This window comes from Microbacterium sp. NPDC090014 (assembly GCF_044748285.1).
In the GTDB taxonomy this organism is placed as follows: Bacteria; Actinomycetota; Actinomycetes; order Actinomycetales; family Microbacteriaceae; genus Microbacterium.
The window spans coordinates 662132-680038 of the sequence record NZ_JBIVFS010000002.1 but is presented as its reverse complement, the minus strand read 5'-3'; the positions used below and the strand labels follow the sequence as shown (position 1 = coordinate 680038).

At 69.6% G+C, this 17907-nt stretch carries 17 protein-coding genes; 2 read left to right on the top strand and 15 right to left on the bottom strand.

Features of this window, described 5'->3' with window-relative positions; all coding sequences use genetic code 11:
• From msuE to ACIPV5_RS16755, 3 genes are all read right to left on the bottom strand, one after another.
• Window positions 1–570: an FMN reductase gene (gene msuE, locus ACIPV5_RS16765; protein ID WP_053099190.1), complete on the bottom strand. Its 570-nt coding sequence runs from the start codon at window positions 568–570 to the stop codon at window positions 1–3.
• A gap of 76 nt (window positions 571–646) precedes the next feature.
• The gene (locus tag ACIPV5_RS16760) at window positions 647–1483 is read right to left on the bottom strand and encodes an aldo/keto reductase (protein WP_053097128.1); all 837 of its coding nucleotides are present in this window, start codon (window positions 1481–1483) and stop codon (window positions 647–649) included.
• Window positions 1480–2667, bottom strand: a complete 1188-nt coding sequence (locus tag ACIPV5_RS16755; protein ID WP_363521492.1) for a heparan-alpha-glucosaminide N-acetyltransferase domain-containing protein — start codon at window positions 2665–2667, stop codon at window positions 1480–1482. The genes ACIPV5_RS16760 and ACIPV5_RS16755 overlap by 4 nt, the downstream gene beginning before the upstream one ends.
• 25 nt (window positions 2668–2692) lie before the next feature.
• On the opposite strand from ACIPV5_RS16755, the gene hrpA reads away from it, so the two are divergent.
• On the top strand, window positions 2693–6571 hold the full coding sequence (hrpA, locus tag ACIPV5_RS16750; protein ID WP_400341993.1) for an ATP-dependent RNA helicase HrpA: 3879 nt from the start codon (window positions 2693–2695) through the stop codon (window positions 6569–6571).
• A gap of 9 nt (window positions 6572–6580) precedes the next feature.
• A complete protein-coding gene (locus ACIPV5_RS16745) occupies window positions 6581–7525 on the top strand; it encodes an NADP-dependent oxidoreductase (RefSeq protein WP_295101409.1) in 945 nt (314 codons plus the stop codon).
• A 5-nt stretch (window positions 7526–7530) separates the two neighbouring features.
• On the opposite strand, the gene ACIPV5_RS16740 is transcribed toward ACIPV5_RS16745, so the two are convergent.
• From ACIPV5_RS16740 to ACIPV5_RS16685, 12 genes are all read right to left on the bottom strand, one after another.
• Complete coding sequence (locus ACIPV5_RS16740) at window positions 7531–7815, bottom strand: WXG100 family type VII secretion target (RefSeq protein ID WP_400341991.1); 285 nt, start codon at window positions 7813–7815, stop codon at window positions 7531–7533.
• Window positions 7812–8297 (bottom strand): hypothetical protein, encoded by a 486-nt coding sequence (locus ACIPV5_RS16735; protein ID WP_400341990.1) that lies wholly within the window; start codon window positions 8295–8297, stop codon window positions 7812–7814. The genes ACIPV5_RS16740 and ACIPV5_RS16735 overlap by 4 nt, the downstream gene beginning before the upstream one ends.
• Window positions 8294–8779, bottom strand: coding sequence for a hypothetical protein (locus ACIPV5_RS16730; protein WP_187250524.1), 486 nt, complete (start codon window positions 8777–8779; stop codon window positions 8294–8296). Before ACIPV5_RS16730 ends, ACIPV5_RS16735 begins: the two co-directional genes overlap by 4 nt.
• Window positions 8776–10068 (bottom strand): putative T7SS-secreted protein, encoded by a 1293-nt coding sequence (locus tag ACIPV5_RS16725; RefSeq protein WP_400341988.1) that lies wholly within the window; start codon window positions 10066–10068, stop codon window positions 8776–8778. Before ACIPV5_RS16725 ends, ACIPV5_RS16730 begins: the two co-directional genes overlap by 4 nt.
• A complete protein-coding gene (locus tag ACIPV5_RS16720; protein ID WP_400341986.1) occupies window positions 10068–10370 on the bottom strand; it encodes a hypothetical protein in 303 nt (100 codons plus the stop codon). The genes ACIPV5_RS16725 and ACIPV5_RS16720 overlap by 1 nt, the downstream gene beginning before the upstream one ends.
• A gap of 131 nt (window positions 10371–10501) precedes the next feature.
• Entirely contained in the window at window positions 10502–11098 is a 597-nt protein-coding gene (locus ACIPV5_RS16715; RefSeq protein WP_072591572.1) for an alkylhydroperoxidase domain protein, read from the bottom strand.
• Window positions 11095–11715, bottom strand: a complete 621-nt coding sequence (locus ACIPV5_RS16710) for a CMD domain protein (protein ID WP_400341984.1) — start codon at window positions 11713–11715, stop codon at window positions 11095–11097. Before ACIPV5_RS16710 ends, ACIPV5_RS16715 begins: the two co-directional genes overlap by 4 nt.
• A complete protein-coding gene (locus tag ACIPV5_RS16705; RefSeq protein WP_400341983.1) occupies window positions 11712–12731 on the bottom strand; it encodes a putative FMN-dependent luciferase-like monooxygenase in 1020 nt (339 codons plus the stop codon). The genes ACIPV5_RS16710 and ACIPV5_RS16705 overlap by 4 nt, the downstream gene beginning before the upstream one ends.
• Window positions 12728–14356, bottom strand: coding sequence for a dipeptide ABC transporter ATP-binding protein (locus ACIPV5_RS16700; protein WP_400341981.1), 1629 nt, complete (start codon window positions 14354–14356; stop codon window positions 12728–12730). Before ACIPV5_RS16700 ends, ACIPV5_RS16705 begins: the two co-directional genes overlap by 4 nt.
• Entirely contained in the window at window positions 14353–15249 is an 897-nt protein-coding gene (locus ACIPV5_RS16695; protein ID WP_400341980.1) for an ABC transporter permease, read from the bottom strand. The genes ACIPV5_RS16700 and ACIPV5_RS16695 overlap by 4 nt, the downstream gene beginning before the upstream one ends.
• A complete protein-coding gene (locus tag ACIPV5_RS16690; protein WP_053097150.1) occupies window positions 15246–16193 on the bottom strand; it encodes an ABC transporter permease in 948 nt (315 codons plus the stop codon). Before ACIPV5_RS16690 ends, ACIPV5_RS16695 begins: the two co-directional genes overlap by 4 nt.
• Window positions 16194–16215: 22 nt before the next feature.
• Complete coding sequence (locus ACIPV5_RS16685; protein WP_400341978.1) at window positions 16216–17850, bottom strand: TIGR04028 family ABC transporter substrate-binding protein; 1635 nt, start codon at window positions 17848–17850, stop codon at window positions 16216–16218.
• Window positions 17851–17907: the final 57 nt, after the last annotated feature.

Genomic DNA, 17907 nt, shown 5'->3' with positions numbered 1-17907 from the left:
TCAGGAGACGAGCAGCTCCGCCGGTCGGGATGCCGCATAGCCGACGAGCGGTAGCGCACGCTCGGCCGCGAGGGCGATGCGCGCGTGGAGCACGTCGGAGGCGATCACGTAGCCGTCGAAGTCGGTGTCGCTGGCGTAGACGCCCAGGGGCAGCGTCAGCGCCTGGAAGAACGCGAACAGCGGCCGCAGCTGGTGCTCGATGATGAGCGCGTGGCGTTCGCCGCCGCCGGTCGCCGCGAGCAGCACCGGCTTGCCGACGAGCTCGTACTGACCCACGAAGTCGAACAGGTGCTTGAAGAGGCCGGTGAAGGATGCGCGGTAGACGGGACTGCCCACGATCAGCAGGTCTGCCGCCTCGATCGCCACCAGCTTCTCCTCGACGCGCGCCGGAAGCTGGTCGCGACGCAGCGCTCCTGCGAGCGACGGGCCGATGTCGGTGAGCTCGATGACCTCGATCTCGACCTCGGCGCGCTCGGCGATCGCCCCGGCGATCGCACGGATGAGCGCCGTGGTCTTGCTGGGCTCGTGCAGAGATCCGGAGACGGCGACGACGCGGTAGGGAGCTGTCATGCGGACGACGCTACTCACGACGACGCCCCGTGTCGCGGGAAGCGACACGGGGCGTCATCTGTCGACACGGAGCGTGTCAGTTCACGTCGTCGGGGTGCGATCCGACCCGACCAGAGCCGTCGAGCGGGTCGAGGGCGTCGATCGCCGCGACCTCGGCGTCGGTGAGCTCGAACCCGAACACGTCGAGGTTCTCGCGCAGGCGCTCGGCGCGCACCGACTTCGGGAAGACGATGAATCCGCGCTGCAGGTGCCAGCGCAGCACCGCCTGCGCGGGGGTGACGCCGTGCGCCGCCGCCGCCTCGGCCACCGCCGGCGTGCCGAACAGGTCGTACTTGCCCTGGCCGAGCGGGCCCCACGACTCGATGCGGATGCCGTGCTCGGTCGCCCAGTCGACGACGTCGCGCTGCTGGTAGGCCGGGTGCAGCTCGATCTGGTTGACCGCCGGCGTCACGCCGGTCTCGGCTACCACGCGCTCGAGGTGCGGAACGAGGAAGTTCGAGACGCCGATGCTGCGTGTCAGTCCTGCCTCGCGCAGCTCGATGAGCCGGGCGAAGGCGTGCACGTAGTCGTCCTTCGCCGGAGTGGGCCAGTGCACGAGGTAGAGGTCGACGACATCCAGCCCGAGCTTCTCGAGGCTCTCGCCGATCGCCGCACGCGGCTCGTCGTCGTGGTGGCGGTCATTCCAGAGCTTGGTCGTGATGAACAGCTCGTCGCGCGGGATGCCCGAAGAGGCGATCGCCGCTCCGACACCCTCTTCGTTGCCGTAGATGGCGGCCGTGTCGATGTGGCGGTAGCCGATCTCGAGCGCCTCGCTCACGGCGCGCTCGGTCTCGTCGGCCGGAACCTTGAACACCCCGTAGCCGAGCTGCGGGATGGAATGGCCGTCGTTCAGTTCGAGTGCAGGAATCGTCATGAATCCACCCTACGACCTGTGATGACAGGTCGACCAGGAGGAACCGCCGCCATCCTCGAGGCGACCCAGCCGACCAGCCTCTCGAGCGGGCCCCTCCCGAACAGGATCGACCACAGCGTGGTCGCGAGAAGCAGCGCGACGGCCGTCGCCAACCAGAAGGCGTTGCTCGAGAAGAAGCCGCCGGGTCCTGCCACGAGCGCGACCGAGACGACGTGCACGCTGTAGGCCGACAGGGGCATCGACCCCAACGCCCCGAGCGGAAGGAGCACCGCACGCAACGGCCCGCTGAGCAGCACGCACAGCGCGATGACCGACAGTGCGAACCCGCCCGAGCCGAGGATCTCGGCCGTTCCGCCGGAGTGCGGTTCGACGGCGAAGATCGCCCGGACGACGGCCCCTGCCGGATCCGCTGCGGCCAGCGCGTCGGAGTAGGTGCTCCACCCCGCGGCGGGCTCGCCGCCGAAGATCGCCGAGCCGGAGCCGAGGCGGGTGACTCCTCCGACGAGGCCCAGTCCGTAGCCGACGACCATGAGTCCGACGCCCGCGCCCAGCGTGATCGCCGCGGTCTCGAGCTTCTCGACACGCAGGCGTCCGAGCGCCATGCCGGCGAAGACGAACGCGAGCCACGCGGTGATCGGATACGAGCCGTACAGCACGAGGCTGACGCCCGCGCCGGTGGGGTTCAGGGTGAGTGCGGCGAGCAGCGCGAGCAGCGCCGGTGCCGCGAGTGCCAGGATGCCGGCGGCGATCAGCAGCTTCCACGGCTGCCACCGGAGGAACGGGATGACGGCGACGTAGAGCAGTCCGTAGAGCGTGAGGATCACCGCGATCGGCGTGTTCAGCATCTCCAGCGCCAGACCGATCAGGAAGATGACCGCTCCGCGACCGATCAGCTGCAGGCGGAGGCTCGGCATCCGCTCGGGATCGGGCAGCACGCTGCGGCCGGTCATCAGGGCGATCGAGACGCCGGCGAGCACGGCGAACAGGATCGACGATCGCCCGTGCACCAGGTCGGTCCAGGTCGACAGGTCGAAGGGATCGAACGCCTCGGTCTCGCCGATGTGCGCTCCGGCCATGCCGAGGATCGCCAGCCCTCGGGCGACGTCGAGTCCGAGGATGCGCGGAGCCCGCCCGAACTCGTGGAACCACCGCGATGCGGGAGGAGGCTTCGACACAGTGCTCACGGATGAATCGTACGATGGGAGTTCTATGCCTTCCCCTGTGATCTTCTATCCTCCCGAGCTGCCGGTCAGCGCTGCGCGGGAGGAGATCGCCGACGCCATCCGCGACAACCAGGTCGTCATCGTGGCCGGAGCGACGGGCTCGGGGAAGACGACGCAGCTGCCGAAGATCTGCCTCGATCTCGGGCGCGAGCGCATCGCGCACACGCAGCCCCGACGACTCGCCGCCCGCACGATCGCCGAGCGCGTCGCCGAGGAGCTGCAGGTCGAGCTCGGCGGCCTCGTCGGATACAAGGTGCGCTTCACCGACAAGGTGTCCGACGACACGCGCATCGCGCTGATGACCGACGGCATCCTGCTCAATGAGATCCACCGCGACCGGCTGCTGCGCCGCTACGACACGATCATCATCGACGAGGCGCACGAGCGCTCGCTCAACGTCGACTTCCTGCTGGGATACCTCGTGCGGATCCTTCCCGAACGACCGGATCTCAAGGTGATCATCACGTCGGCGACGATCGATCCCGAGAGCTTCGCCCGACACTTCGCGACGCCCGAGGGTGTGCCCGCGCCGGTGATCGAGGTGTCCGGCCGCACCTTCCCCGTCGAGATCCGCTACCGCGAGCAGACGGAGGAGACCGAGGAGTCCGACGAGGTGACCGCCATCGTCGCGGCCCTCCGTGAACTCGACCGCGAGGAGCCGGGCGACGTGCTGGTGTTCCTGCCGGGCGAAGCAGAGATCAGGGATGCCGCCGATGCCGTGCGCGGCGCGTACGCGAAGGACCGCTCCCCCACCGAGGTGCTGCCGCTGTACGGCCGGCTGTCGGCGGCGGAGCAGCACCGGGTGTTCGAGAAGAGCCGCGTCGCCGGTGTGCGGCGCCGGGTCGTGCTCGCCACGAACGTCGCCGAGACCAGCCTCACCGTTCCCGGCATCCGCTACGTGATCGACACCGGCACCGCGCGCATCTCGCGATACAGCAACCGCTCGAAGGTGCAGCGGCTGCCGATCGAGGCGATCTCGCAGGCCTCCGCGAACCAGCGTTCGGGCCGCGCCGGGCGCACGAGCGACGGCATCGCGATCCGCCTGTACAGCGAGGAGGACTTCGACAAGCGCGCGGAGTTCACCGAACCCGAGATCCTGCGCACCTCGCTCGCCTCGGTGATCCTGCAGATGCTGTCGCTCGGCTTCGGCGACATCACCGCCTTCCCGTTCCTCACCCCGCCCGACTCCCGGGGAGTCAAGGCCGCGGTCGACCTGCTCACCGAGCTGGGCGCCGTCACCGGCAGCGGAGACGCACCTCGACTCACCCGCATCGGTCGCGACATCTCCCGAATCCCGATCGACCCCCGCTTCGCCCGCATGCTGATCGAGGCCGGACGCCCCGGCGGCGCCGACGTCACCCGCGACGTGCTCGCGATCGTCGCCGGAATGTCGATCCAGGACGTGCGCGAGCGGCCGTCGCAGGAGGCGCCGCAGAGCGTGCGCGACGAAGCCGACCGCATGCATGCGCGCTTCACCGACCCGACGAGCGACTTCCTGTCGATCCTGAACCTGTGGAACCACCTCCGGGAGCAGCAGCGCGAGCTCGGTTCGAGCGCCTTCCGTCGCCTGTGCCGTTCGGAGCATCTCAACTACGTCCGGGTGCGTGAATGGTTCGACGTGCACCGTCAGCTGCGGTCGCTCGTGCGGGAGAAGGACTCCTCGCGCGGCGGGACCGCGGATCCGGATGCGATCCATCGGGCTCTGCTCGCCGGGCTCCTGTCGCAGATCGGCATCCTCGACGAGCGCAACACCGGCAAGGGCCTCGATCCGAAGAAGAAGAGGATGGCGGAATACCGTGGCGCCCGCGGCATCCGCTTCTCGATCTTCCCCGGATCCGCCCTGCGCAAGAAGGCCCCGCAGGCGGTCATGGCCGCCGAGATCGTCGAGACCTCACGCACCTACGCCCGCACGGTCGCCGCGATCGACCCCGCCTGGGCGGAGGCGCTCGCGGGCGATCTCGCGAAGCGCCAGGTCACCGAGCCGCACTGGTCGAAGGATGCCGGCGCGGCGGTCGCGTACGAGAAGGTGACGCTGTTCGGGGTCGAGATCATCCCCCGTCGCCGTGTGCAGTTCGCCCGCATCGACCGGGCGGCGTCGCGTGAGATGTTCGTGCGACACGCCCTCGTCGAGGGCGAATGGGATCCGACGCGCATCGACAAGCGGGTCAGCGCTTTCTGGCGCAGCAACGCCGAACTGCGCAAGCGCCTCGAGAAGCTCGAGGAACGTGAGAGGCGTCGCGACATCCTGGCCGGCGACGAAGCGGTGTTCCGCTTCTACGACGAGCGGATCCCGACCGACGTCTTCGACGTGCGCTCGTTCGAGAAATGGTGGCGCGACGCGCTGGCCGCGACCCCGAAGCTGCTCGTGATGCGCGAGGCCGACCTGCTCGACGACGAGAGCAGGGCCGATCAGAGCGAGTTCCCCACCCGGTGGACGCAGGGCGACCAGGTGCTCGGGCTCGCGTACCGTTTCGAGCCGGGGGCGGCCGACGACGGCGTGAGCGTCGTGATCCCGTTGCCTCTGCTCGCACAGATCGAGGACAGGGGCTTCGACTGGCAGGTGCCGGGGCTGCGCGCCGAACTCGTCACCGGCCTGCTCCGCGCACTGCCGAAGGCGATCCGACGGCACGTGGTGCCTGCGGCCGATTGGGCCGACAAGTTCGGTGCCGAGCTCGCCGGAGACGGCCCGGAGTCGCACGGCGGCCTTCCTCATCGCACGCTCAAAGAGGCGCTGGCACGCCTCATCCAGCCGCTCGCGAATCAGCTCGTCTCGGCTGCCGACTTCGAAGACGATCGCGTGCCCGCGCACCTGCGGATGAACTTCCGCGCCGTCGACGAGCGCGGGCGCGTCGCGGGATCGAACCGCGACCTCAGTGCGCTGCAGGCCGAGCTCGCCGACCGTGCGCGCAGCAGCGTGGCCCGGTCGATCGCGACCCCGCCCCGCCGCCCCGGCCCCTCGAAGGGACCGCAGCCCGCTGCCGTCGCCACCTCGATCGAGAAGGACGGCCTCACCGCCTGGACGTTCGGCGACCTTCCCGAGGTGCTCGACACCCGCGTGGCCGGCGGAGTGGTGCGCGGGTACCCGGCGATCGTCGACCAGGGGAAGACCGTCTCGGTGCGCGTCGAGTCCACGGCGGATGCCGCCGCCACCGCCACGCGGGCGGGCGTGCTGCGCCTCGTGCTGCTCGGTGTGCCCTCGCCCTCGTCGTACGTGCAGCAGCACCTCACCAGCCAGGAGAAGCTCGCACTCGCCGCGTCGCCCTACCAGTCGGCCGCCGCGCTCATCGAGGACTGCCGGGCCGCGGTCGTCCAGAGCACGATCGATCGGCTGGCGCCGGGCGGCCTCGTGCGCACCGAGGCCGAGTTCGTGCGCGTGCGCGACGCGGTGTCGGCGTCGCTCGTCGACGACCTCTTCGCCTGCGTGTCGCTCGTCGCTCGCATCCTCACGAAGACCCGCGATGTCGAGCGCGGCATCCGTTCGCAGAACTCCCTCGCACTGCTCGGGCCGCTGAACGACATCCGCACGCAGCTCGCGGGACTCCTGCACCCCGGGTTCGTCTCGGCGGCAGGCGTCGAGCGCCTCACGCACTTCCCGCGATACCTCGACGGGATGCTCGAGCGGCTGAAGACGCTCGCGAACGAGCCCGGCAAGGACCGCACCCGCATGAGCGAGTTCGAGCGCATGGCGAAGGCCTTCGAGGATGCCGGGGGCGCGATCCCGCTGCCCGCCGACGCGCCGCCGGCCCTGGTCGAGACCCGCTGGCTGCTCGAGGAGTACCGGGTGAGCGTGTTCGCGCAGCGTCTCGGCACCGCGCAGCCTGTCTCTCCGCAGCGGATCATGAAGGCGCTGTCGTCTCGGGGGTAGCCTGAATCCATGGCTCGCGCGATCGTCTACACAGAGTTCGGTTCTCCTGATGTGCTGCACCTGATCGAGATTCCCGATCCGATCGCGCTCAGCGGCGAGGCCGTGGTGCGCATCGAGGCGGCGGGTGCCAACCCGATCGACGCCAAGCTCCGCAGCGCGAAGCGCCCCTCACCGCCGATCACCGAGCCGCGTGCCGTCGGGTTCGACGGCGCCGGGGTCATCGAATCGCTCGGCGACGACGTCGACGGATTCGCGGTGGGCGACCGCGTCGCGATCCGCGACACGGTCGGCACCTACTCGAGCATGCTCGCCGTACCGGTCGACAAGCTCGTCGCGCTGCCCGATTCCGTCACCGCAGCGGAGGGGGCCGGCATCGGCATCCCCGCCGGCACCGCCTATCAGGCGCTCCGCTCGCTCGGAGTCACGGACGGCGACGTGCTTCTCGTGCACGGCGGTTCGGGCTCGGTCGGCCAGGCAGCCGTGCAGTTCGCCGTCGCCTGGGGCGCCACCGTCATCGCGACCGCCAGCCCGGCCCGACACGATCAGCTGCGTGACCTCGGTGCGATCCCGGTCGCATACGGAGACGGGCTGCTGGAGCGCGTACGCGAGGCCGCACCGGTCGGGGTGACGGTCGCGCTCGACTGCGCGGGGACCGATGAGGCCATCGAGGTGTCGCTCGAGCTCGTCGCCGACCGCGACCGCATCGCGACGATCGTCCGCGGCCCCGATGCCGCGTCGTTCGGCATCCGGGCGTTCTCGGGCGGTTCACCCGTGCCGCTCACTGAGCAGGAGCTCGCGTGGCGCGCGGAGGCCCTCGGCGCGACCGTCGACCTGCTGGCGGCGGGCGACTTCACGATCGAGCTCGGCCCCGAACTGCCGCTGAGCGAGGCGGCACGCGCTCATGAGCTCATGGAGTCCGGAGCCGCCTCGGGCAAGATCGTGCTGATCCCGTAGGCCGCTCAGGACCAGACGCGGGCAGCCGTGGACGCCGTCGCCATGGAGAGGGAGTTCGCGGCGATCAGTCGGCGCGTGGCTTCGGCCAGCAACGCTCTCATGCTCTCGAGCGCGTTCGACCACTCCCGCTGGGCACGGTCATAGGCCCGTTGCGCTTCCCCGTCCCAGGTCGTTTTCAGTAGCGTCGCCTCGGAATCGAAGGCGTCGAGTTCGTGCTCGATGGCTTTCACGGTGAGCGCGAGCTCGGCGACGGTCTGTGCCACGGCGTCGTGACGAACAGCGACCTTCATCGTTCCTCCGAGAGTTCCAGTGCGAGGTCGAGCTCACGCAGGACGTAGGGCGGCGAGACGGCTTCGGTGAGGTAGAACGTGTAGAAGATCTCCGCGGCTTCGTCGGCGGTGAAGATCTCGTTCGAGAACACTCGTACCGCGCGGTCGTCGCTCATAGGGATGAGAGTGGTCGTGCCGTCAGCGGTCTCGGGCCGGCCGATCGTGTACAGATGGCTCCCCCCGTCGGCGCCGAGGAGCCGCGCTTCCACCGTCATCGCATCAGCCGAGCCCGCGGCCTGCATGAAGAATTCATTCGCCTGCTCGTGGTAGCCGTCGATCCTTGTGGGGTCAGCGCCGCGCCAGATCGAGTACGTGTAGTCCTTGCGGGCGTCCAGCCACTCCAGCGTGCGTCGGAGCCGTTCGGGAATCGTGAGATGCTCGTCGGCCAGCCAGCCGGTGCGACCGTCGTTCGCGGCCTGGACGAAGGGTCCATAGAGCGTCATCGTTCCTCCGAGAGTTCGTTGGAGAGATCCAGCTCGCGAAGCACGTAGGGCTGCGAGACGGCATCGGTGAGGTAGTACGTGTAGAAGATCACTGCGGCTTCGTCGGCGGTGAAGATCTCGTTCGAGAACACGCGCACCGCGCGGTCGTCGCTGATGGGGATGAGGGTGGTCGTGCCGTCTGCGGGCTCGGGCCGTCCGACCGAGTACAGGTGCGACTCACCGTCGGGGCCGGGAAGCCGCACCTCGACAGTCATAGCGTCCGCGGAGCCTGCGGCCTGCATGAACGAATCATCTGCCGGCACGCGGAATCCGATGGTGCTCGAAGGATCGGAGCCCGGCCAGATGATGTACGTGTACTTACCGTCGCCGTCAAGATGTCCCAGCATGAGGCGCAGGTGATCGGGGATCGGGCGATAACCGTCCGTCACCCACCCCCGCATCCCGCTGGGAGACTGCTCGCCGTGCGTAAACGGTGCTCTCATGGAATGTCCTTACTGTCCACCCGTGTGAGGAGGATGTCCTCGCCGTCCATCTTTCCGTGCGCTGGTGTACCCGCGTTCACAACGTCATCGAACTGTCGCTGCGTGCTTCCTGGCCTGTTGTATGCCTCGATAGCACTGCCGGACTTCACCTCCACACCCGTATAGGTATTCGGCCCGTCGGTATTCTTCACAAGCCCGTCGTAGAAGCGCCCATTCTGCGGAGAACCCTCGTAGTCGACTTTGATCTTCGAGCGGATCACCTCGACTTCGAAGTCTTGGGCATACTCCGTGAGGCCGATCTTCTCTTTATCAACCCACAGCGGATCCTTCTGGCCATTCGCGAACGTCCCCGCGTCGTCGCGTCCATCGCCGCGGTCGAGGCCGCGGACTCGGTCGCTGACGCCGTAGCTCTCGGTGAGCCATCGGCCGGCGGCGTCGCCCATCATCGTCGCGCCTGCACCGGCCACTCCGACTCCGGCGACGACCAGTGCGGGCGAACCTGCCAGCGCACCGGCTCCGGTGACGGTGATGGCCCCGCCTCCGGCTGCCAGCGCCGCGCCGCCGAGGAAGGTGGCAGCGCCGCCCAGGAGTTCGAGGATGATGTCGGGGTGCTCCCAGAGCGTCTGCGCCGAGATCGCGAGCATGTCCATCGTGGCTCGGAACGGCTGGACGACAACGAGGTTGACGATCACCTCGGTCGTCGCGTGCTGTGTTCGTGTCGCGGCCTCCGCGTCGGTCAGCGGAATCCGCGCCGCATCCGCGGCATCGTCCAACCGGATCGCGCAGTCGCGCGCATAGACCTCGAGAGTCGCCCGGGCGTTGAACAGGACCTCCCGCGCTTCATCGTGTGCAGGACCTGACGGATCGACGAAGGGCACGTCGGCCTCGGGGTGCCGGAGCCCTTGCCCGACGCGCAACTCCCGCACGTGTGCACGGTGGGCGGCCAGCGCCGCAGCAGCCTGTTGCTCTGCCTCGTTCCAGAGAGTGATCGCACGGTCGGCTTCGTCCTGCGCCCACTGCAACGCGTCGGCCCACGTGAACAGTGCGCTCGCACCCGCGCGGAGCGATTCGCCCGCATGCTTCCAGTGCAGCAGCTGCCGCTCGAACCGGTCGAGGTAGGCGTCGTAGGCAGCGCCTCTCCACGTGCCGTCGTCATCCAGCGTGGCGAGGTCATCGCGTACACGGGTCGCTTCAGCGCCACGAGCCTTCCACGCTTCCGCGGTCGCCCTGACCTCGGACACCGAGCCCGGCACGAGGTCCGCCGCCGACTGGGTCTGCCCCAGCTCCATCAGTCGTCCCAGATCATCGCGTCGACTTCGACCTTCGCCGCATCGGTGCCTTCGTCGAAGATCCGAGCGGTCGTGCTCAACCTGTCTGCGAAGTCTTCGGTGTCGGCCACACGGACGCAGAGCCCGTCGGACCATGCGCTGCTGAAACGCGTCGCGGCTGCGACGACCCACTCGTGTCCGGCGTCAGCAGGCTTCGCGGCATCGGACGAGCCCAGCTCGCCGACGATGCGACGTGCCTTCGACGCCATCGCACGCAGCACGTCGGTATCGACTTCGTAGAATGCTCCGCCCGCGACTGTCATGCGTCGACGTTAGCAAGCGATACGTCGTCATATGGAGACAGCAAGAAGTATGCCGATACTCTCGCAAAAGGACATCAGCCCACCCCGACGGTGACACGTCAGAGGTGGGCCGGTGCTGATCTCTCGACCGATCAGGCGGGCGCGACCGGCCTCCCGATCGACAGCATCAGACGGTTCGCCCAATTGAAGAACGCGGCACCGTGGATCACGTCGGCGATCTCGAGGTCATCGAGTCCCGCCGCCCGCAGCCGGGCGATCCCGTCGGCGCCGAAGGTGCTGGGCGTGTCGGTCAGGGCGACGGAGGCCGCGACAACCGCGTTCCACCGCTCCCCGAGGTCGGCGTCGACTCCCTGATCCAGCAGGAGATCGACGTCGTCGACCCGCTTGCTGTGGTGCGCCGCGAAGCGCGAGTGCACCGAGGCGCAGAACACGCAGCCGTTGCGACGCGAAGCCGCGGTCGCCGAGAGCTCGCGCTCGGCCCGGGGAAGACCCTCCTTGGCGTTGTAGAAGATGTCCTTGTCGACGAGCGTGCGCGCCTTGAGCACCTCGGGGTCGCGCGCCAGCAGCCGGAAGTAGTCGTTCTTCGCCCGAGAGGCGTCGACCAGACCGTCGTAGTGGCGCTCGGTGAGCTCCTCCTCCGCGAGCGGCGGCAGATGCGGGGTCCACCCCACCTCGGCTCGCGTGAACGCCTCGGGGTGCGGTGCGTCATCGCGCAGAAGCTCGGTCATGCTGCCTCCTCCTCGGAGTCGGATGCCGCGGCGATGCCGGCGGCGGAGAGAACCCTCAGGCCCGTGATGACGCGCTGCTGGAACGCGAGGAACGAGACGAGCTGCGAGAGGGTGACGATGCCGTCGGCCGACCATCCCGCATCCACCAGCCGCTGGATGTCGACGGCCGCGGATTCGCGCGGCCGGAACACGAGCAGGTGCGTGTGCGCGAGGGCGGCGGCCACCCGCCCGCCGAGCGCCTCTGCGATCTCGGGCGACGGCGCGTAGCGCTCGCCCTCGGTGTTCTCGTCCTGCAGTCCCGCTTCGGTGTACGAGCCGAAGGGCCCGGTCACCGCAGCGTTCGTGGCCTCGGCGATCACGACGGTGGCGCGCTGCGGGTCCACAGCCAGGGCCCGGTCTGCGTAGAACTCGGCCGTCGCATCCGCGTCGCCGGCGAGGCGCGTCGCGAACGCGGCGATCAGCTCACGCTCGGCCTGCGACACCTCCGCCGTCGACACCGGCGCGAAGAGCGCGTCGAAGCTCGCCTGCAGCTGCTCCCTGGTGACGGGGCGACGGCGCCGCAGCTCATCGAGCTCCGGCGTCACCCCTACGATCTGATCGACGATGTCGGTGGTCATGCCTTCTCCTTGATGGTGTCGGTGAGGGTGTAGCCGAGAGCGGGGGCGACCTGCTCGGCGAAGAGCTCGATCGAGCGCAGCACGTGCTCGTGCGGGGCGTCGACCGAGTGCACCTGGAACGCGACCTCGGTCGCCCTGTCGAGCGTGGCGTCTGCGGCGAGGGACTCGGCGACCTCCTCCGGGGTGCCGAGGTGGGTGTCGAGGGCCACGATCAGCTCATCGAGGGTGTCGCCGGGGATCGTCTGGCCCTGTCGGCGGAACCCCTCGGCGGCACGACGCAGCCCGACCTCAGCGAAGCGCAGGGCCTCCGCGCGGTCATCCGCGACGAACACGGTGCGCGAGGCGGTGACACGCGGGGCGACGCCGTCGGGGAGAGCCTCGAGGTACGCGTCGATGATCGGATCCTGCAGCGCCGAGAGCGGGGCGTGCAGCGCGTCCGTCGACCGCGGCTGGGTGCGCGAGAGCAGGAGGCCATGCCCGTGGATGCCGGCGCGATGGCCTCCGGGGGCCGAGAAGGTCGCCTGCCAGATGCGGTCGCCGAGAGTGCCGGCATCCGGATAGAGGGTGTTGTCGGCGCCGATGTCCCGCCCCGCGAGTGCGTCGAGCAGCAGTCGCAGCTTGCGGTCGTAGGTGGGCGCCTTGTCGCGCACGTCCTCACCGAACGGCACGAAGGACGAGGGGGTTCCGCCGCTGCCGAGCCCCAGGTCGACGCGTCCGCCCGAGAGCAGGTCGGCGACCACCGCGTCCTCGGCGACACGCACCGCATCTTCGAGCGGCAGCGTGACGACCCCGGTGCCGAGACGGATGCGCGAGGTCTGCGCGGCCACGTTGGCGAGATAGACGAGCGGCGAGGGCAGGCCGCCCTCCGCGGCGCGGAAGTGGTGCTGTGCGACCCAGGCGCGACCGACGCCGTGCCGTTCGGCGTGCCGGATCTGCTCGGTGGCCAGCGCGTAGCGCTCGGCGGGCGACGCGTCGTCGAGCAGCCGGGTGAAGAAGGCGATCGTGGGTGCGGTCATGCGGGCTGCTCCGTTCGTCCGGGGACGGCCGCGAGCAGCTCCCGGGTGTAGTCGTGCTGGGGGTCGTGGAAGAGCTCCTCGGTGACGCCTTCCTCGACGATCCGCCCGCGGCGCATCACCGAGACGGTGTGACTGATCCTGCGCACCACGGCGAGGTCGTGCGAGATGAAGAGGTAGGTGAGACCGAGTTCGGCCTGCAGTGAGGTGAGCAGTTCGAGGATGCGCGCCTGCACCGTGACGTCGAGGGCCGACACCGCCTCGTCGAGCACGACGATCTCGGGGTCGATCGCGAGGGCCCTGGCGATCGCGACCCGCTGTCGCTGCCCACCCGAGAGCTCACGCGGTGTGCGCTGCGCGAGGTCGCTCGGCAGCGACACCCTGTCGATCAGGGCGAGCGCCCGATCCCTGCGGTCGGAGCGGGAGCCCACCCCGAAGTTCTGCAGCGGCTCGGCGATGATGTCGACGACCTGCTGCCGCGGATCCAGCGATGCGAAGGGGTTCTGGTAGACGAGCTGGATGCGCCGGCGCAGCGCGCGCAAACGCTGGCCCGACAGGCCGGTCACGTCTTCGCCGTCGATCTCGATGGCCCCGGCGTCCGGCTCATGGAAGCGCGTGATGAGGCGCGCGGTGGTCGTCTTGCCCGATCCGGACTCGCCGACCAGCGCGTGCGTCGTGCCCCGCCGCACCCGGAACGACACGTCGTCGACGGCCCGGAAACGCTCACGCCCCGCGACCCTGAACTCCTTGACGAGACCGGTCGCGGTGATCGCGAACGGGTTCTCGGCCGCGACCGCCGCGGCATCCCGCAGGAAGGGCGGAGCCTCGGGGCGGCGGAACCCCGTCGTGAACGCCGGGGCGTCCGCGAGGAGCTGCTTCGTGTATCCGTCCGAGGGTGCCGCGAGCACCTGGGCGCTCGCTCCCTGCTCGACGATGCGGCCGTCCTTCAGCACGACGAGCCGTTGGGCGCGGTCGGCCGCGACGCCGAGGTCGTGGGTGACCAGCAGGATGCTCGTGCCCTCCTCTCGACGCAGCTCGTCGAGCAGATCGAGCACCTTGCGCTGGACGGTCGCGTCCAAAGCGCTCGTGGGCTCGTCGGCGATCAGCAGCCGTGGCCGCAGCGCGATGGCCGAGGCGATCAGCACACGCTGGCGCATACCGCCCGAGAGCTCGTGCGGGTACTGCCGCGCTCGGAGGTCCGGATCATCGATACCGACCCGGTCGAGGAGCTCGATCGCCCGCGCGCGCCGCGAGCGACGATCGCGGTGGCCGTGCAGCTTCAGCACCTCTTCGACCTGGGCGCCGATCGGGCGCACGGGATCGAGCGAGGTCACCGGGTCCTGCGGCACGAGTCCGATCTCCGGACCCCGGATGCCGCGCAGTGCGCGATCCGTCCAGCCCGAGATGTCGAGCTCGCCGAGGCGCACCGTGCCGCCGTCGACCCTGCCGCCCTCGGGCAGCAGGCCGAGCAGGGCGTGCGCGGTGGTGGACTTGCCCGATCCCGATTCGCCCACGAGCGCGAGTGCCTCTCCCTCGGCGATCTCGAAGGAGACCCCATGCACCACCTCCCGGCGACCGGCTCGGGTGGCGTACGAGACGGCGAGGCCGTCGACGGTGAGCACGCTCATCGCGGGTTCCTTCCGATGCGGTGCGAGATGCGGTTGGCGCTGAGCACGACGACGACCACGATGAGTCCTGGCAGTGCCGTGAGCCACCAGGCGGTCGCGATGTAGTTGCGCCCCTCGGCGATCAGCAGCCCCCATTCGGGGGTGGGTGGCGGAGCACCGTAACCGAGGAATCCGAGGGTCGAGATCGCGAGGATCGCGGTGCCGAACTGCAGGGCGGCGAGCGCGACGATCGGGGTGAGCGAGTTCGGCAGCACATGGCGACGGAGCACCGTGAAGAAGGTGCCCCCGCTGCCGTACGCCGCCTCGACGTATTCGCTGCGACGCACTCTGGCGACCTCCGACCGCATCAGGCGGGCGAAGGCGGCGACGCTGCCGAGGCCCACGGCGATGGCGGCGTTCACCGTGCCGAAGCCGAGGAGGATGATCACCGACAGCGACAGCAGCAGGCCGGGGATGGCGAGCAGCACGTCGACGACGCGCATCAGGATGTCGTCGACGACGCCGCCGATCGCGCCGGCGATCGCACCGAGGATCGTCCCGAGCGCGAGGCCCACGGTGACGGCGATGAGCGCTCCCGAGAGCGAGTGCACGGCGCCGTGGACGACGCGGCCGAACAGGTCGCGACCGAGCGTGTCGGTGCCGAAGAGGTGCGCCGCGCTCGGTGGCAGCAGCTTGTCGGCGGGAGTGCCGGTGAGAGGGTCGCCGGGTGCGAAGACCCCGGGGATCAGCGCCCAGAGCAAGGCGAGCGAGACGACGGCGATCGCGAGGTAGAGCCCCCACGGCAGAGCGAGCAGTCCGCGCGCGCGTCGAGGCGATCGGGTGAGCGTTGCGGCATCCTGCTGCGGTGTCTCGGGCGGGGTGTCGACGGATGCGGCCACGGCGGCGACGGTCATGCCGATGCTCCTGACTTCGAGAGGGCGCGCTGGCGCGGATCGATCAGCGGGGTGACGAGGTCGACGGCGAAGCTGATGAGCACGAAGCCGAGGGCCGACAGCAGCACGACGCCCTGCAGCACCGGGATGTCCTGGTTCGACACGGCCTGCTCGGTGAGGCGGCCGATGCCGGTGCGACCGAACACGGTCTCGGTGACCACGGCCCCTCCCACGAGCTCGCCGAACAGCACCCCGGCGATCGTGAGCGTCGGCAGGGCCGCGTTGCGCGCGACCGACCGGGTGAGCACCCACGACGGCGGCGCGCCCTTGGCACGGACGACGGTGATGAACGGCTGCGCCTGCACCTGATCGATGGCGCGCACCAGCACCTGGGCGAGCGGAGCGGAGATCGGCACGGCGAGGGTCAGCACGGGAAGGACGAGCCCGGCGACAGGGTCGGCGCCGACGATCGGCACCCACCCGAGACCGAACGAGAAGACCTGGATCAGCAGGATGCCGAGCCAGAACACCGGCACGGCGACGAACAGCCCCGGCACCTGACGGATGCCGTCGCGCAGCCACGCGAACGGTGCGAGAGACGAGAGCCCTGCGACGAGCACGGCGATCAGCAGCGCGACGACGAGCCCCAGCGACGCGAGCAGCACGGTCGACGGCAGTGCCTCGGCGAGCATCTCCAGCACCGGGGTGCCGAACTGCGTCGAGTAGCCGAAGTCACCGGCCGCGAATCCGAGACCCGCGTGCACGTACTGCTGCCACCACGGCAGATCGGTGCCGTAGGTGGCGCGGATGCCGTCGAGCTGCTCCGGCGACAGCCCGAGGCTGGGGTCGGAGAACTTGATCAGGATCGCATCCCCCGGCAGCAGCTGCAGGAGGAAGAAGGTGGCCGTGAAGGCCGCGATCAGAACGATCGCGGCCTGCCCGGCTCGTCGGAGGACGAAGCTCATCGGTGCACCGTCTCAGTCATGCTCAGTGCTCGGCGAGCCAGACGCCCGAGAAGGTGGGGCGACCGACCGACTCGAAGTCCACACCGTGCACGTAGGTGGCGGCGCCGTAGACCTGCGGCTCCTCGAACAGCGGGATGACGTAGGCCTGCTCGGCGATGTAGTCCTGCACGGCCTGCGAGGCCGCCGCTCGCTTCTCGGTGTCCGGCTCCGAGGCGACCGCCTCGAGCAGGGCGTCGAGCTCGGCGTCGTTCGAGATCAGCGCGTCACGGTTCTTCGTGTAGTACTGGCTCTTGATCACGTCGAAGTCGGCGCGGCCGACCATCGAGTGGTAGAAGCCCGTCTTGAGCGGGTCACGGGTGTCCTCGGCATACGACCCGGCATCCGCCGGCTTGACCGTGAGCTCCACGCCGACCTTCGCGAGCTGCTGGGCGACGAGCTCGAGCGTCTGCTTCGACAGCGGCTGCGGTGCGGCCTCGTACACGGTGATCGCGAGGCGCTCGCCGTCCTTCTCGCGGATGCCGTCGGCCCCGGCCGTCCAGCCCGCCTCGTCGAGCAGCTTCTCGGCCTTGTCGGGGTCGTATGCGTAGTGCTCCGACTCGTCCTTGTATCCGAGCGCCTCCTGCGACAGCACCGAGGTCGCGACGGGGTAGTTCTCGGTGAACAGGGTGTCGACGACCTCCTGGGCGTCGACCGCGGCGACGAGCGCCTGACGCACCCTGATGTCGCTCAGCAGCGGGTTCTCGGGACGCAGCGAGATGGAGTTGTTGACGCCACGCGTCTGCGGTGCGTACAGCGTGAAGCCCGAGCTCTCGACCCGGTCCTCGTCGAAGGCCTGCACGTAGCGGACGTAGTCGGCCTGACCCGCGAGCAGCGATCCGATGCGCACGGAGTCCTCGGGGGTGACGAGCACGTGCACGGCGTCGACGTACGGACGGCCCTGGTTCTCGGCGCTCTCCGGCGCCCACGCGTAGTCCTCGCGGGCGGCGAGGGTGAACTCGGTGCCCAGCTTCTCGTCGGTGAGGGTGAAGGGCCCGGCGCCGATGATCTCCTCGGCGTTGCCCGCTCCGAAGTCCTCGATGGTGCCGTCGAGCGTCTCGGGCGAGAGCAGGCCGGAGTTGATGGTCGACGTCGCCTGCAGGAACCCGGGGGCCGGGGCCGAGAAGCGGAAGGTGACCGTGTCGTCGTCGACGACCTCGCTCGAGGCGTAGTTGTTGATCGCCTCGGAGACCGTGAGGCCGCGCTCGGGGTCGCCGAGGCCGTACGTGTCGAAGTTCTTCGCCACGGCCGCGGCGTCCAGCGGCGTCCCGTCCGAGAAGGTGACGTCGGGGCGCAGGTCGAACGTGTACTCGGTGGCGTCGTCGTTCACGGTCCAGGCCGAGGCGATCCACGGCTCGATCTCGAGCGAGTCGGGGTTCTGCCACGTCAGGCGGGCGGCGATGTTGTTGACCACGCCTCCGTTCGGGTAGAACCCGGCCTGCGGCGGGTAGAGGTTCGTGAAGGTCTGGTGCTCCAGATAGGTCAGCGTTCCCCCGGTGACGGGGTCGCCCGCGTCGGCGGAGGCGCCGCTCGGGGCCGGCGAGGACGCGCAGGCGGCGAGTCCCGCCGCAAGGACGAGCGGAAGCGCGACGGCGGCTGCGCGGATGAGACGGCGGTTCATGCGGGTCCTCCTGGACGGGATGCTGTGGTTCGGTGTGCGGGTGAACGTCACGCTAGG

Bases quoted from the DNA above. Each gene is read 5' to 3' on its own strand.
- msuE (WP_053099190.1), bottom strand. From the start codon at position 570: ATGACAGCTCCCTACCGCGTCGTCGCCGTCTCCGGATCTCTGCACGAG.
- ACIPV5_RS16760 (WP_053097128.1), bottom strand. From the start codon at position 1,483: ATGACGATTCCTGCACTCGAACTGAACGACGGCCATTCCATCCCGCAG.
- hrpA (WP_400341993.1), top strand. From the start codon at position 2,693: ATGCCTTCCCCTGTGATCTTCTATCCTCCCGAGCTGCCGGTCAGCGCT.
- ACIPV5_RS16745 (WP_295101409.1), top strand. From the start codon at position 6,581: ATGGCTCGCGCGATCGTCTACACAGAGTTCGGTTCTCCTGATGTGCTG.
- ACIPV5_RS16740 (WP_400341991.1), bottom strand. From the start codon at position 7,815: ATGAAGGTCGCTGTTCGTCACGACGCCGTGGCACAGACCGTCGCCGAG.
- ACIPV5_RS16735 (WP_400341990.1), bottom strand. From the start codon at position 8,297: ATGACGCTCTATGGACCCTTCGTCCAGGCCGCGAACGACGGTCGCACC.
- ACIPV5_RS16730 (WP_187250524.1), bottom strand. From the start codon at position 8,779: ATGAGAGCACCGTTTACGCACGGCGAGCAGTCTCCCAGCGGGATGCGG.
- ACIPV5_RS16725 (WP_400341988.1), bottom strand. From the start codon at position 10,068: ATGGAGCTGGGGCAGACCCAGTCGGCGGCGGACCTCGTGCCGGGCTCG.
- ACIPV5_RS16720 (WP_400341986.1), bottom strand. From the start codon at position 10,370: ATGACAGTCGCGGGCGGAGCATTCTACGAAGTCGATACCGACGTGCTG.
- ACIPV5_RS16715 (WP_072591572.1), bottom strand. From the start codon at position 11,098: ATGACCGAGCTTCTGCGCGATGACGCACCGCACCCCGAGGCGTTCACG.
- ACIPV5_RS16710 (WP_400341984.1), bottom strand. From the start codon at position 11,715: ATGACCACCGACATCGTCGATCAGATCGTAGGGGTGACGCCGGAGCTC.
- ACIPV5_RS16705 (WP_400341983.1), bottom strand. From the start codon at position 12,731: ATGACCGCACCCACGATCGCCTTCTTCACCCGGCTGCTCGACGACGCG.
- ACIPV5_RS16700 (WP_400341981.1), bottom strand. From the start codon at position 14,356: ATGAGCGTGCTCACCGTCGACGGCCTCGCCGTCTCGTACGCCACCCGA.
- ACIPV5_RS16695 (WP_400341980.1), bottom strand. From the start codon at position 15,249: ATGACCGTCGCCGCCGTGGCCGCATCCGTCGACACCCCGCCCGAGACA.
- ACIPV5_RS16690 (WP_053097150.1), bottom strand. From the start codon at position 16,193: ATGAGCTTCGTCCTCCGACGAGCCGGGCAGGCCGCGATCGTTCTGATC.
- ACIPV5_RS16685 (WP_400341978.1), bottom strand. From the start codon at position 17,850: ATGAACCGCCGTCTCATCCGCGCAGCCGCCGTCGCGCTTCCGCTCGTC.